We start from the raw sequence: 15,903 nt of genomic DNA on the forward strand, positions 1-15,903 counted from the left end.
TTTCAACATTTTTCATCATCCATATTTTTCTATGATGCCGTGATAATTACTACTCCGCTATGAGCCCTGGTACATTTTTGCTTTCAGCGATTAATATTAAAATCATTTTAAATTTTAATAAGCCTTATTTCCTTTGATCGTTAAGGCATGTTTGGTCTTTATGGAAGGACAGCACCTTCCGTCCTCTTCAGCGTACTCAAGTTTTTCAACAATGATTTTTCCATTTTTGATGGTGTCAAAAGCAAACAGATAATCCGGTTCATATCCGGCAATCACCTTCACTTTATGCCCGTCATTTCTGTACAGTGACAGCCCCTGTCCGATGAGGGCATTTCCACCTTCAGGTACAATATCCCAATATACAGCAACATCATCTATCCCATCACCTGTAAAATCTCCAACGTTTGGTTCCTGAAGATCAATAACCCCGTCATAAGTTTTAAGGATATTTGGCAAATACTCTTCAAACTGTTTCATGGCCAATTTTACAGCTTCTTCTTTTGAAATTCCTGTTCCTGAAGATGCCGGTTCTTTTTCTTCAGATAAAGTTTTCTCTTTTCTCAGTTCATCTTTTGTACGTACTTCAGTCTCCGACTTATTACAACCTGCCAACGTTCCAGCCAAACATAATATACCGATGATCTTTTTCATATATTTTATAATAAAATTTCAGCCTAAATATACAGTAAAATGTACAATCCGGCCGTTGAATACAGGAATTATAGCAGATGTAATTCAATTTTTCATTCTGAACTTTATCCGCAACCGAACATCTTCCAAAGCCCATCAATACAAATGTGAAGCATTTTTTTCAAAAAAAAGATAATAAAAATTTGCGCAACCGTTTGGTTTCATATAAATTTACAGTGATAAAGTTTTATAAAAAGATATGACAAGACGAGATATTTTCCAGGCGATTGCTGATCCTACCAGAAGGGCAATCATAGGGCTTATCGCAGTACAGGCAATGACACCTAATGCTATCGCAGAACATTTTGATACCACCAGGCAGGCCGTATCCAAACACCTCCGCATTTTAGTAGAATGTGAACTGGTAAAACAGGGACATCAGGGCAGGGAAATTTACTACTCGCTGGAAATAGACAAAATGAAAGAAATAGATCACTGGCTGGAGCAATTCCGTAAAATCTGGGAAACAAAGTTCAGCCAACTGGACGAATTATTAGCAACCATCAAAAAATAATACAATGAAAAGCAACCTCTTATTTGATTTTTCCGTAAACAAGGAAAACAATACCATTGTTGTAAAACGTGAATTCAATGCCAACCTTGAACTGGTTTGGCAGGCATGGACAACAGCAGAACTGCTGGATCAATGGTGGGCACCTAAACCCTACCATGTGGAGACCAAATCCCTAAACTTTACCGAAGGAGGAATGTGGCTGTATGCCATGGTGAGCCCGGAAAACGAAAAACTCTGGTGTAAAGCAGAATATCAAAAAATAGAAATCCTGAAATCTGTGACCTGGCTGGATGCTTTCTGTGACGAAAACGGAAAAGAAAATACAGAAAAACCCCGCTCACACTGGACTAATATTTTTTCGGAAGAAAACGGCATCACGCTGGTCAGCATCACGCTTCAGCATGACAGCTATGAAGATATTGAAACAATGATTGCCATGGGATTCAGGGAAGGTCTTACCATGTGCATGGAAAATCTGGACGAATTGTTACCCACTTTGAAAAAATAGTGGGTTATGTCTTCGTAAAACTACAGATGTAATACAAACCCGGCGGTAAACTTCGTTTACCGCCGGGTTGTTTTATAATTAAATGTTAGTGTTTTCTACATTTATTATTTCACTTCTTCGAAGTCTGCATCCTGTACATCTTCACCTCCTGCATTGTTAGCCCCTGCATTCTGCTGAGCTCCTGCATCTGCACCCGGCTGCTGACCTGCTGCATATAATTCTTCAGAAGCTGCCATCCATGCTGCATCTAAAGCTTCAGTCTTAGCTTTTACGTCATCAGCATTTTTAGCTTCGAAAGCTGTTTTCAATTCAGCTGCTGCACTTTCGATTGCTGCTTTTTTGTCAGCAGAAAGTTTCTCACCGAATTCCTTCAGTTGTTTTTCAGTCTGGAAGATCAAACCGTCAGCTTTGTTGAAGATCTCAACTTCTTCTTTTCTCTTAGCATCTGCTGCAGAGTTTTCCTGAGCTTCTTTTTTCATTCTTTCGATTTCTTCGTCAGAAAGACCTGAAGAAGCCTGGATTTTGATCGACTGCTCTTTACCGGTTCCTTTATCCTTAGCAGATACACTTAAGATACCGTTTGCATCAATATCGAAAGTTACTTCGATCTGAGGGACTCCTCTTGGTGCCGGCGGGATGTCAGTAAGGTCGAATCTACCGATTTCTTTGTTATCGTTGAACATTGGTCTTTCTCCCTGTCCTACTCTGATGCTTACAGCCGGCTGGTTGTCAGAAGCTGTAGAGAATACTTCAGATTTTTTAGTTGGGATTGTAGTGTTCGCTTCAATTAATTTAGTGAATACAGACCCCATTGTTTCGATACCTAAAGAAAGTGGAGTAACGTCAAGAAGTAATACGTCTTTTACATCACCTGTCAATACACCTCCCTGAATTGCTGCACCAATAGCTACAACCTCATCCGGGTTTACTCCTTTAGATGGTTTTTTACCGAAGAATTTTTCTACTTCTTCCTGGATGATCGGGATTCTTGTAGAACCTCCTACCAGGATTACCTCATCGATATCTGAAGTTGATAAACCTGCATCTTTTAATGCTTTGGCAACCGGCTCCATTGATCTTCTTACAAGATCAGCAGATAATTGTTCGAATTTAGCTTTAGTTAAAGTCTTCACTAAGTGTTTAGGACCTGTAGCTGTAGCCGTGATATATGGTAAGTTGATCTCAGTCTGTGGAGAAGAAGATAATTCGATTTTTGCTTTTTCAGCAGCTTCTTTCAATCTTTGAAGAGCGATTGCATCAGCTTTTAAGTCTACTCCTTCTTCAGCTTTGAACTCATCAGCCATCCAGTTGATGATCACATCATCAAAGTCATCACCTCCTAAGTGTGTATCACCGTTTGTAGACAATACTTCGAATACACCATCACCTAAATCAAGGATAGAGATATCAAAAGTACCACCTCCAAGGTCATATACAGCAATTTTCTGATCTTTATGGTTTTTATCAAGACCGTAAGCTAATGCTGCAGCTGTAGGTTCGTTGATAATTCTTTCTACTTTAAGACCTGCGATTTCTCCAGCTTCTTTAGTAGCCTGTCTCTGTGCATCGTTGAAGTACGCAGGAACAGTAATTACTGCTCTTGTCACTTCCTGACCAAGATAATCTTCAGCCGTTTTTTTCATTTTCTGAAGCGTCATTGCAGAAATTTCCTGTGGCGTATATTCTCTATCGTCGATTTTTACTTTTACAGTATCGTTAGGTCCGGAAACCACTTTATAAGGTACTCTTGAGATTTCAGAAGCATCATCTTTAAAGTGTGTTCCGATAAATCTTTTGATAGAGTAAACAGTCTTAGTTGGATTCGTTACCGCTTGTCTTTTTGCAGGATCACCTACTTTTCTTTCACCATCTTCTGTAAATGCTACAATAGAAGGGGTTGTTCTTTTACCTTCTGCGTTAGGGATAACAACAGGATCTTTACCTTCCATTACAGCAACACAAGAGTTGGTTGTTCCTAAGTCAATTCCAATTATTTTACTCATAATATTTTATATTTTTTCTATTTTTAATTTAATTTACACTCTCAATTTCTCAATATCTGTACCATTCAAAAAATTGTGACAAAATGACACAATAAAAATAAAAACCCCGATTAAGTCGGGGTTTAAATAAAAATTATAAGGCATTTTTTCTTATAAATAATAACCAAATACTGGTTTTAAATTACCATGATGCTGAATAATGATTCTTTCCGATGCCCGTGTTGTTATAAATACTGATTCTGTATAGCTTTGTTCCGGCATAGGTCTCATTATTTCTCATGTAAAGCCTGTTTTCTTTTAGTGTACCGAAATATTTATTGTATCCGTAGCTCCATTTCATATTCCATTCTCCTTTTTTCTGATAAATAAATACGATAATCTCTCCATTTTCCTGAATATAGTAAAACCCTCTGCTTCCGTTATAGTCCGGGTTAAGATTTAAACTGCCTTTCAGGTTGGTAAATAAATTCAGGTTTCCGTTTTTATAAAAGTAAAGGTATTCTTTGGTGTCATAGGTCCATATATTTTTTTCATCGGGAATACTGTAGTCTTTATCTCCTTTTGTAAGATACTGCAGTTCATAAAGACTGTCTTCTGAAAAAAAATTCCGGGTGAGCTGTTGCTTCTTTTTTATCTTCTCAAAGCTTACAGGAACTCTGGTAACACCATCATCAAGCAATCTGTCCGGTGTACTTTGCCCAAAAGCCCAACTCATAAGAAAGATCCCTATACTTTTAAAAATTACCATAATGAAAAAGGATTAATTGTCTGATACTGCATATAATTGGTATATCCGCCACTAAGCATTTTAAAGCCCGGTTGTCTGGTGTCTATCAAAAAGTTATTCATATCATGGGCCCAGCGGTCCTGAATGGCATGTCTGAACCAATCGGAATCCTGCCCCATACGCATAGCTCCCACATTCATATATACAGCTCCCATTCTATACTGAGGTCCTTCTTCTTTCACAAAATTGTTTGGATAAAATTCCCCATTATCACCATATACTCCTTGCCCTATCTTCTCATTATCTCCGCTATAATCACTTCTGTATCCGGTAAATAAGTTAAACCCGATTCCGAACTGTTTATATCCCAAATGAGCAGAAGCTGTACGATAGCTGTCATTTCCATCACCAAGATAAGGAAAACCTTTCTTTAAAGAAAATGGCATCCCATCATTTTCATATCTGAAACTAAAATCACCATGTCTTATCATTAATCCTCCTATTCTCTGATCAAATCCACCGCCTCTAAAGGTTGTAGAATAGATGGACAATCCCAGTCTACCATTATCATATCCAATACCTCCGGAGTATCTTTTTTCCCAGAATGAAGCTCCGCTGCCTGCTGCCTCAGACTGATTGGCAATGCTGAAACCTGCAGAAATATTCCAGTTCCCTTTTTTATAGGACATATTGAAATTAAGTCCAAGACTGCTACTGTTTCCCAGCGCTATACTAGGGGATATTCCTATACTGAATCCTCCACCCAGATTGACATTAAAGCTCGGCATAAAAGATCCCATAAAGCCTGCCAGTGCAAAGCCACCTAATGTGCCGACCGGTATTGCATATGGTGCGATAGCTCCCATAACAGCCCCGGTAAATGCACCTCCCAAAATAGACATTCCGAATTTACCCCAACTCCAGTCACCCGTCTGTATTGCCTGCCCTATATAACTTGCGGCACCGGTAACAGCTCCAATAATGGCACCGGCAAGAACCGCCAGCCAGAATATCTCACCACTGGGATCGGTATACATCAAAGGATTATTCAGCACATATCCATATCTGTTATAATTTTGTGTATTGAAAGGATCCTGTATAAAATTATCTACAGACAGGAAGGTATGCAGTTTAGGATCATACATCCTGCCGTTCATATGAATAAGACCTACCTGGAAGAAATGTTCGTGAGCAGTATATCCACGCTCTATCAGCAGGTCAGGATTTGCTTTTTTAAGATCTATTTTCAGCCCGTTCTTTTCAAGATATACCAGATTTCCCCATGGATCAAACTGTCTTCTTTCTTCAATTTTTCCTGACCTGTCTGAGATTGCCATAATGGTTCCCTGGTAATCCCTGTGAAGGTAATGCAGCCCCTTGTTTATTGATTCGTCATTAGGATCGAAATCTTCAATATAAGCAGCCGGTGCAGAATATGGATCACCTGCGATATATGTTACAATCCTTGTCCGTACAAAAAGAGGAGGAGTTTTTCCCATAAAGGAGTTTTCAATAATTTCTACTGAAGTATTATCCGAGTAGATCTTATGCCTCATATAGTATGCGAAATCAAGATTGTAGTTATAATCTGACGATGATCTTGTCTGATGGATATTGTACCCGAATTTTGCCATTTCATTTCCATCCTGCGAAATAGTGACCGGATTTTTAAAGGCATTATAAGATACCATCTGAAGCTGATTCACTTTATAATATGCATCCCCCACAGCGTTCAGATTAATTTCTGTTTTTCTATACCTGTTAGTATCTGCATATTTATAATCTCCTACGGTACTGTTGTTATCAATTCTTCCAAACGAATCATAGGTCTGGGACTGAACTCCAGCAGGATTACTCCAGGAAACCAGTCTTTGTAAGGTGTCGTATTCAAAAACCTCATTCCAGCCATTGGCTACAGCCAAATTCTTCCGGCCTTTCAACAGTCCTGTACTTCCTACAAAGCTGTATTCGTTTTCCAGGATAAGTCCTGAAGTGCTGTTCTTATGTCTTATCTTTTCGATAAAATAATTGTCGTCATAGGTATTGTTGATATCCGTTCCATTTCCGAAATATGCTGAGATCACCTGCCCTTTTTCATTTACACTTCCTAATTTCCATATTGCATCCCCGTTACCGTCGTTGATGGCTACCAGTAAACCGCAGGAAGCATAAACATTTTCAATAATAAAAATACTGGAAATGTTGCCGAAAATGGTTTCTTTGGTTTCTTTATTGATCCTTCCCAAAGCATCATAAGTATAATGATTTCTGAAGATTGCTGAGCCATTATTTTCTTCACGTTCTGCGACTCTGTAAAAATTATCATACTTGTAGGTATAGGAGTTGTTTACCCCGTCAGAGGTTCCTGTTTCGGAAGCAAGAAGACCCTGGGCGTTATAATTATAAGTAATCTTGATGTCTGTATTGGCTCCGGAAACTTCTTTCTTGACGGTTCTTCCATACTGATCGTATACAAACACTGTTTTCCCTTTAGGGTTCTCTTCTTTCAAAAGCTGTCCTAAATTATCATAAACATAGGTATAATCACCCCCTACAGAAGGATCAGACATTTTGGTTTTCTGTCCCCATCCGTCCTGTTCTACACTGATGACGTGCCCTGCATAGTTTGTAGATTTCAGACCTCCATTGGCATAGTAAGTATAATTAATTACCCCTCCATTATCTGACATTTTAACCTTATTTCCCCATTCATCTTTAGTAATGGTTTGCGTTCGCTGTCCATCTACCACAGTTGCGGATAAACCGTTATAAGATGTGGTAATAATTTTTCCGGTCGGGAATATATTTTTGACAGGTCTTCCGTACAGGTCATATTCCGTAATCGTCCATTTGCTTGGAGAAACCGTAGAGAAGTAGGGTTCACTTACTTTGTAAGCCCTGTCCAAAACATCATATTCCGTTCTTTTTTCTATCCATTTACTGTTGATAGAAAGCCCACGTTCAAGACGTTTCCTGCCCCAGTTATCCACTAATGTTTCTTTGGTTGCTCCTGAAGCGTCAACGATTCTTGATCTGATACCATTTATAAAATCTCCTGAAGTAATCCACTCATAGAAATACTCGGTAACATTATTATAAATATCTTTTTCCTGTGCTTTTCTCTGCCAGGTATCGTACCCAAACAATACGGTCTGATTCAGGTGATTGGTTTTGGACAGTAAGATTCCAAAATTAGACTCATAAGCTAACAAAGTTGAGTTTCCTAAAATATCTGTGGTTTTAATGACAAATCTTCCGGAAGTATCATACTGAGTCTTCTCTATTCTTGGAGCTATACCAGGTGCAGAAAGGGTTTTCTGGGTATTATTTCCAAACTGGTCATATTCCAGATCTTCGGTAATATAATCTGTATTATTTCCTTTCCTTTTGGTTTGTGTAACAAGTCCGTTGGTATAAGTGAAAAGCATTTCTTTAGAGAAAACATCTGTTCCTAACGTCTGTGTCTCAGCTTTTTTCACAGGTCTTCCTATATAATACTGAGAACCGGTTCCGGTTGGGTTATCTTCATAGTCAATCAGGTTTATTTTTTCACCACCATTGGCTACGATCCTTGTTTTTTTAGGATTATTATAGGAATCGTAAATGTCTACATACTGATTGGTCGTCGTCCCTGTCAGATTATCAATTTGCTGGATCTGTGACTGTAAATTGACAAAAACCTTATTAGGCAACAGCGATGTGGTATAAGTATTAATCGTTTTTGAAACAAAAGAACCCGGAGAATTGAAGTCTGGAGTTTCGCTCATGTAACTCTCTTTAACAGCACCTCTTTTCTGTGGGTCCTGTAAAGAAACTGCCCATAAAGGCTGAGTTACAGTTCCTCCATACACGGAAGATTTGGCTATTCCTTTAAATCCTATAAAGCCAAGCCCCTGCAAATTCATTACAGCGCCTTTATATCTGTACTCCTGGATTTTGGTTTCTCCGTTAAAGCTTTTCTCAATTTTTCTTACCAGCTTCATAGACGGGGCAATATTCAGGTTGATATAAGGATACAACTCGGAAGAATCTCCGGTATAGGTTCCTGAACCGCTCCCGTTATCTATTGCGGTATCATAGGTAATTTCCGTTACCAGATCATTGGTTTTGATTCTTTTCAAAGTAACATCTATACGGTTATCTTTTTTGAACGAAACATATTTGATCTTATCCCCACCAAAAAAAGCATAATCTAAGTTCTGATTGGCAATATTAGGATTATTCAAAAATATCGGTGTCCCTTTATTGATGGCTCCTCCATAGGTAAAATTATTCTGCCAGCCATCTATATAGGCTGAAAAAGTAGGCATACCATTGACATTGCTTCCCATATTGTACTTCACCCCTCCTTTATCTCTGATGCTGTAATTATCTCCATAAGCGAGATAAGCACCATTCGCGTTGGGTCCTGCTTCCGGCACATTATGCGGAGTCAGGATATCGTGATAGAACAAATCTGCTTTTGCATCTCCGTTGATGTCTGTAAAAGTATAGTAAGTCTGCTGAAGCATATATCCGCAGATATTACCGCCTGACGGAGCCGGATAACAGGAGTTGATTACCTGAGGCTTAAAATAATTGGTCCCTATATCCCTTACATTTCCCATAAATGTCTCTCCGGAGTTGATTATAAAATACCAGTTGGTAGTTGCATTTTCTATAGGAGTTACCATATCAGTTTTACCATCTCCATTGAAATCAGCAAGATAACATGGATATTCATTTTTAATAAGGCCGCTGGAAAAAGTTGCTTTTTGAACAAACGCTCCGTTTTTCATTCCATATACATAGAGCTGGCCGGGATTGATGATATATAAATCAGCAACACCATCGCCTTCAAAATCGGCAACGTAAATTCTGGAATCTGATTTTACGACATAATTGTATCCCAGAGTAGCCGGTGTCTGTACACTGGAATTATTAGGATCCAGTTTCAGTAAAAAAACCTGGGAAATATCAATCGTTGTACCCTGTGTACAGCAATCCGGCGGTGGTCTGTTGGCATCTGTACTTTGTTTCGCAGGACCACAGTAATAGGTCTGGGATACGGAGTAAGGACGAACTACAGCCAGAATATCAGATACTCCGTCTCCATCAAAATCTCCTGTGAGATAAGTCTTGGGGATTCTGGTATTGTAGGTATTACTTCCGTTAATAACAATACATCTTTCATTCAAAGCAGTCGGAAATCTGTAAGAATTTGTGAATACCAGCTCAAGCGAGCTGGTATTGCTGCTCGAAGTATAATTGTTTATTTTTATAATCTCATCATCAGTAACAGGGGTCGTATTGTCAGCAATTACCGTAGTTACTGCATCCAGATTATAAAATTTATTATTGGGCAGTACTAATTTCGTTGAAAAAATATTCGTGAATTTTTCTACATTAATCAGGGTGCCCGTTACATTGGAACTGGAATTGGTCAACTGACTGGAATTGAATCTGTAAAGCTGATCCCTGGAATTAGGATAAGTCATAAAATCTATCGAACTGTCATTATCGAAATATCCCGAAGTATACTGCCAGTTGTTTCTGTCGTAAGCCGGAGAAACGCTCGTTATTGTTTTTGAATTATTGGTAATTCCGTTATCTGTAGTGTCATATTCTAAAATAACAGGTTTAATACTTTCATTACTCCCGTTATACTCCTGAACAGATACAAGTCTTTCGTAATTTAAAGACGTTACATTATAGGTAAGCTGGTATTTTCTGAAAAGCTGTCCGTTGCCCGTTACCTCTATCCGGTCCAGTTTTCTGTGTGAATAAATATCCCGGGAACCAAAAATATAAGCCTGGTCTGTTCTGGCAGCATCTTTATAGTAAAACTTTATTTTATTCGGACTGTCATTAGGATTAATGGCTGCATTATTCCCGTATTCTATCGTCTGAACATAAATATAATTATTGAAACTGTCGTAGGTAAACCGGATTCTGTTTTGCTGGGCATCTTCTATATAATTGATTTTCCATTCAAAGCTGTTCATTCCCAAAAAGCCACTCGGTCCTCCGTATTTGGCGGTTTTACCGTCTGGATAATATACCATAAAATATTCCGGCCCATTGGCTACATTACCATGCGAAACTATTTTAATATTGGAATACGTTTCCGTCTGATACTCTGCTCCGTCTGCTCCATAAGTTCCGGATTTTAAGAGAAGCCTCTGCCCGTCAAACGCAAACCTGTCCTTATCATTATAGTCTACCCCGTCAATAATCCCGTCATGAAACTTTGTAGATGGTATTCTTGTAATAGATGATATCCCTGCAATATTCCATCCCCATCCTGCAAGGCCATTGCCGCTCTGGCTGGAATACGCTAAAGAAATCCCCGGTACCATATCTTTGATTCCCGGAAGATTGGCAATAGGTATTGTATAATTAGCAGCTCCCGATGAAGAAACAGACAAATCACCAGGTGTCTGACCTACAGATTGTCCGTTGAATAACCCTGATATAAAAAGCAAGGTTATTAAAAAGTAGATTCTGATTCTCATGTTGTGTGATGTTGGTTATTGTTTCAAGATCTTGTAAGTAAGTTTTTCTCCGCTGTTCAGATGAAAAACCACAACGTACATTCCTATCGGATGTTCTGAAAGATCCAATAAGATCTTATTCTCTCTCCTGTCAAAAGGAAGCTCCCGGTACTGGGTAAAATTATAGGCAACAAATTCCACTTTTTGAATCATTTTGCCTAATTCAGCAGACCAGACCAGATTTACTTTACCTTTTGTAGGGTTTGGATAAATTTTAACCTGGTATTCCTCGGGAGGAAACTCTTTTTGGGTGATCCGTTGCTCGGTCATTGCATTCTTAAGAGCGACACACATTGCACAATACTTCCTTACAATCTGATTTCCGCCACTTTCATATTCAAATGTGAGCGTCTGTGACTTTATCCCTCCTATTGAAACCAATAAGAAAAGAAATAACGATAAAAATTTTCCCATAAGTTTTGTTTAGATTATTAGTATATACAAAAATCCAGAAAACAAATCAGCTGCGAAAGGACAATACATCCTGAACCGCAAGGTCACATCAGATTAATTATCTAAAAAATAACTATTATTTATTTTTTTTAGATATTTTTGATAATAAAACACTAATTCACATGAAAAATTATCAGAAAAACCTCTTTGATCTGTTATTAAAAGAATCCGGAGGAAAAAAGAATCTGGTAGATGTAATGATTGATAAGCTGGCACTTTCTAATGACACAGCTTACAGAAGAATCAGCGGGAAGAGCCATATTACTTTGAACGAAGGAATTTCCCTTGCGTCGCATTTTGGAATATCACTGGACCTCATCCATTCTTCCCATCAGAATAATGTTGTTTTAAACAAGACGCATGATATCTATAATATGGATGACCTGGAAATGTATTTTGAATCTTCTATCAGGAATCTTCAGAAAGTAAAGAATAAACCGGATGTTGAATTTATTTATGCAGCCAAGGATATTCCTCTATTTTATTTTATGAGGTTTGAAAATCTCAGAAAGTTTAAAATCTATGCGTGGCTGAAACTGATGGATGTTGCTTTTTTCTCACAGAGAATAAACTTTGAAAATTTTGAAATCCCGGAAAACATTACCCGGAAAGCCATTCTGCTGTCTGAAGCTTATAATGATGTCAGCTCTACTGAGATTTGGAGCAATGTTACCATTTATACCCTCCTTGAACAGATTATTTATTTTCACCAGCTCGAGCTGATTACAACTGACAGTGCCTTAAAGATTTGCAAAGAGATCGTGGAAATGCTAAACCTGATTGAGGAAAAAATAATCACCGAACAGAAAACGCCTTTCAAACTATACCAAAACGACCTTCTCATCATGAATAATAGTGTTTTCATCAGGTTTTCAGATCAGAAAATGCTATTTTTACCTTACAACATCCTGAGTTATTACTACACGTTAGACGAAAGGGTTTGTAGAAACTATGAAAAAAGCCTTGAATTGATTCTCAAAAACTCCGAATTACTTTCTGCCAATAATAAAGCCCGATATATTTTTTTCAATAAAATGTATAAAAAAATTGAAGAAATAAAAAAATTATTACAGAACTACGATCAATAATAAGCTTACTCTCCATTACAAAGAATACTGTTCAGAGGGATTAAAATTAATCAAAGTTTAACCTAAAAAATACGGTAAAATCTGTACGAATTATTATTTTTGGTAAAATATACACATTTAGAATGTCATTACACTTTAATCCACGAGATATTACATGGCTTGCCTTTAATGAAAGGGTTTTACAGGAAGCCATGGATGAAAAAGTTCCTTTGCATTTAAGAATACGTTTCCTCGGAATCTTTTCCAACAATCTGGATGAATTCTTCAGGGTACGTGTTGCCGGATTAAAGCGCGCCATGGATTTTAAAGAAAAAGTGATTGCCGAGTCTTTTTACCAGCCACCTTCCAAAATTCTTCAGCGGATCAATGAGGTTGTCATGAGGCAACAGCAAAACTTTGACAAAACATGGAAAAAGATCCAGACAGAAATGGCTGACCATAAGGTTTTTATCAAGAATTCGAAAAACCTGACCGCCAAACAGAAAGAATTTGTAAGACAATATTTCGATGAAGTGGTGGAATCTAATGTAATTCCTATTCTTCTTCATGAAAATACGCCGATGCCTTATCTCAGAGATAAGAGCCTTTATCTTGGGGTAGCCATGCGAAAAAAAGACTGGCAATATTCCAGCAATTATGCCATCATTGAAATCCCGTCCCGTTTTGTAGGAAGGTTTGTATTGCTTCCTACGGAAGATCCGGAAGAGAAAAATGTAATGCTGCTGGAAGATGTGATCACTTTTAACCTTCCGCATATTTTCTCATATTTCGGATATGATGAGTTTGCCGCCAATGCCTTTAAAGTAACCAAAGACGCGGAGCTTGATCTGGACAACGATATCAGGACCAACTTTGCAGAAAAAATAGAAAAAGGACTTAAAAACAGGAGAAAAGGAAAACCTACCCGTTTTGTTTTTGATAAAGATATGGACAAGGCCCTGCTGGAACTTCTTATCAGAAAACTGAATCTGACCAAGAAAGACAGCATTATTCCGGGAGGAAAAATCCATAATTTCAAACATTTCATGGACTTTCCGGACGTCTTTGAAACCTATGAAAGACCTGTAGAAAGAACTTCATTTACCCACCAGGCTTTTGAGCATGGGGAAAGAGTTACAGATGTAATCATGAAGGAAGATGTACTTCTTACCTTCCCTTATCATAAATACAATCCGGTGATTGACCTTCTGCGTGAGGCAGCAATGGATCCGGATGTAAAATCTATACAGATTACCGCTTACCGTCTGGCAAGCAACTCAAAAATCATCAACGCACTCATCTATGCGGCCAGAAATGGTAAGGAGGTTACCGTAATGCTTGAACTTCAGGCCAGGTTTGATGAAGAATCCAATCTGGAATGGAAAGATATGCTGGAACCGGAAGGAATTACTGTTCTTATTGGAATTCCTAACAAAAAAGTACATGCCAAATTGTGTGTCATCAAAAAAAGATCGCACAATAAAACCATTCAATACGGATTTGTAAGCACCGGAAACTTCAACGAAAAAACGGCCCGCATCTACGGAGACCATTTGCTGATGACTTCTGACAGGGGCATCATGGCAGATATTAATAAGGTATTCAATGTGCTGAAAAAACCAAAGGACGATTTTCTTCCGGTTTTAAAAACATGCAAAAACTTATTAGTCTGTCCGCAGTTTATGCGTGATAAGATTTTTCATCATATAGACAAGGAAATTGAAGAAGCCAAAGCAGGAAGAAAGGCAGAAATCATTGTAAAAGTAAACTCTTTAAGTGACAGGCTGCTGATTGAAAGATTATATGATGCAGCCAAAGCAGGGGTTATCATAAGACTGATCGTAAGAGGTATTTATTGTGCCGTAAACCAGAAGGAATTTAAAGAGAAGATTAAAGCCATCAGTATTGTTGACGAATATCTGGAACATGCCCGGGTAATGTATTTCTATAACAAAGGAGCAGAAGATATGTATATTTCCTCCGCAGACTGGATGACCAGAAACCTTGATTACAGAATAGAAGCCGCTGCCAGGATCACAGACAAAAACCTTAAAAAAGAATTGAAAGATATCCTGGACATCCAGCTCAGAGATAACGTCAAAGCAAGGATCTTAGACAAAAGGCTGAGCAATGAATATGTAAGAAATGATAAAAAAGAATGCCGATCACAAATAGAAACCTATAAATATTTGAAAGCTAAAACGAATAAAAAATGAAAATAGCAGCGATAGACATAGGAAGTAATGCAGCCCGACTTCTTATCAATGAAGTAAAGATCAACAACAGAAAACCTGAATTCATCAAACTTAACCTTCTCAGAATCCCTCTGAGGCTGGGAATGGATGTATTCACCATCGGAAAAATAGGCCCGGAAAGAGAAAAAATGGTCATTGATTCTATGAAGATTTTCAGTGACCTGATGAAAATCTATAAAGTAGACCACTACAGAGCCTGTGCCACCAGTGCCATGCGTGACGCTGCCAATGGAAACGAGATCATCAGCCAGGTGAAGGAAACTTCCGGAATCAATATTGAGATCATCTCTGGAGACGAAGAGGCCACCCTGATCTATGAAAACCACGTAGCTGAAGGTCTTGACAAAGAATTTGCCTACCTGTATATTGACGTGGGAGGAGGTTCCACAGAGCTTACTTTCTATGAAAACGGTAAAATGGTATACGAAAGATCCTTCAATATCGGAACGATCCGCCTTCTGAACAACCTGGTTACAATAGACAACTGGAAAGAAATGAAGGAAGAGATCAGAAAAAATATCAACAGCAAAAAACCAATCGTAGCCATCGGTTCAGGAGGAAATATCAATAAGGTATTCTCCATGAGCAAGACGAAAGACGGCAAACCCATGTCTTTATCACATCTCAAGAAGGTTCACAAAGAGTTCAATGAGCTTTCTGTGGAAGAAAGAATGACAAAATACAGCCTCAGAGAAGACAGAGCCGATGTTTTGGTTCATGCCCTGAACATTTTCAACAATATCATGTCATGGTCTGATATCAACCGCATCTTTGTCCCGAAAATTTCAGTTGCAGACGGATTGATCCAGAATATCTACAGCCAGTTACAGCACAGAAAATAACGGTATACAACAATATAGTAAAACCGGCCCAATATTGAGCCGGTTTTATTTTTCAGGAGCTGTTTCCCGCTTTCCGCTGTATCTTTTTCCCCTTCCTGATACCCAGACAGAAAAAGGATGCCGCTGCAATCGGGGCTGGATATTCCCATACTTTACTACCCTTCCGTTATTGCGAGCAAAGCGAAGCAATCTAATCATCACTGTAAACAGGAATAATTCATACAAAACATCATATTTTTCAGGTTTTGGCTAAAGCCAGTGGAATATTTTAAATTAATCTGGCCGGGCTAAAGCCCGCCCCAACTGATATC

General features: G+C 38.4%; 10 protein-coding genes. 5 read left to right on the forward strand and 5 right to left on the reverse strand.

Annotated features, from left to right (window positions below; all coding sequences use genetic code 11):
• Positions 1 to 114: 114 nt before the first annotated feature.
• Entirely contained in the window at positions 115 to 651 is a 537-nt protein-coding gene (locus BBI00_RS11490; protein WP_065398896.1) for a hypothetical protein, read from the reverse strand.
• Between the two features lie 238 nt (positions 652 to 889).
• On the opposite strand from BBI00_RS11490, the gene BBI00_RS11500 reads away from it, so the two are divergent.
• Complete coding sequence (locus BBI00_RS11500) at positions 890 to 1,204, forward strand: ArsR/SmtB family transcription factor (RefSeq protein ID WP_065398898.1); 315 nt, start codon at positions 890 to 892, stop codon at positions 1,202 to 1,204.
• A 4-nt stretch (positions 1,205 to 1,208) separates the two neighbouring features.
• Positions 1,209 to 1,712 (forward strand): SRPBCC family protein, encoded by a 504-nt coding sequence (locus BBI00_RS11505; protein WP_065398899.1) that lies wholly within the window; start codon positions 1,209 to 1,211, stop codon positions 1,710 to 1,712.
• Positions 1,713 to 1,816: 104 nt separating this feature from the next.
• On the opposite strand, the gene dnaK is transcribed toward BBI00_RS11505, so the two are convergent.
• From dnaK to BBI00_RS11525, 4 genes are all read right to left on the reverse strand, one after another.
• The gene (gene dnaK / locus BBI00_RS11510) at positions 1,817 to 3,715 is read right to left on the reverse strand and encodes a molecular chaperone DnaK (protein WP_065398900.1); all 1,899 of its coding nucleotides are present in this window, start codon (positions 3,713 to 3,715) and stop codon (positions 1,817 to 1,819) included.
• 181 nt (positions 3,716 to 3,896) lie between these two features.
• Complete coding sequence (locus tag BBI00_RS11515) at positions 3,897 to 4,430, reverse strand: hypothetical protein (RefSeq protein ID WP_123902265.1); 534 nt, start codon at positions 4,428 to 4,430, stop codon at positions 3,897 to 3,899.
• A 26-nt stretch (positions 4,431 to 4,456) separates the two neighbouring features.
• Positions 4,457 to 10,936: a polymorphic toxin type 23 domain-containing protein gene (locus BBI00_RS11520; protein ID WP_065398902.1), complete on the reverse strand. Its 6,480-nt coding sequence runs from the start codon at positions 10,934 to 10,936 to the stop codon at positions 4,457 to 4,459.
• A gap of 15 nt (positions 10,937 to 10,951) precedes the next feature.
• Complete coding sequence (locus tag BBI00_RS11525; protein ID WP_065398903.1) at positions 10,952 to 11,389, reverse strand: T9SS type A sorting domain-containing protein; 438 nt, start codon at positions 11,387 to 11,389, stop codon at positions 10,952 to 10,954.
• A 161-nt stretch (positions 11,390 to 11,550) separates the two neighbouring features.
• Between BBI00_RS11525 and BBI00_RS11530 the strand changes: the two genes are divergently transcribed.
• The 3 genes from BBI00_RS11530 to BBI00_RS11540 all read left to right on the forward strand — a co-directional run bounded on the left by BBI00_RS11530 (position 11,551) and on the right by BBI00_RS11540 (position 15,592).
• Positions 11,551 to 12,516, forward strand: a complete 966-nt coding sequence (locus tag BBI00_RS11530; RefSeq protein WP_065398904.1) for a hypothetical protein — start codon at positions 11,551 to 11,553, stop codon at positions 12,514 to 12,516.
• A 122-nt stretch (positions 12,517 to 12,638) separates the two neighbouring features.
• Positions 12,639 to 14,711 (forward strand): polyphosphate kinase 1, encoded by a 2,073-nt coding sequence (ppk1, locus tag BBI00_RS11535; protein ID WP_065398905.1) that lies wholly within the window; start codon positions 12,639 to 12,641, stop codon positions 14,709 to 14,711.
• Positions 14,708 to 15,592 (forward strand): Ppx/GppA phosphatase family protein, encoded by an 885-nt coding sequence (locus tag BBI00_RS11540; RefSeq protein WP_065398906.1) that lies wholly within the window; start codon positions 14,708 to 14,710, stop codon positions 15,590 to 15,592. The genes ppk1 and BBI00_RS11540 overlap by 4 nt, the downstream gene beginning before the upstream one ends.
• Positions 15,593 to 15,903: the final 311 nt, after the last annotated feature.

It is taken from the genome of Chryseobacterium arthrosphaerae, from assembly GCF_001684965.1.
GTDB lineage: Bacteria > Bacteroidota > Bacteroidia > Flavobacteriales > Weeksellaceae > Chryseobacterium > Chryseobacterium arthrosphaerae.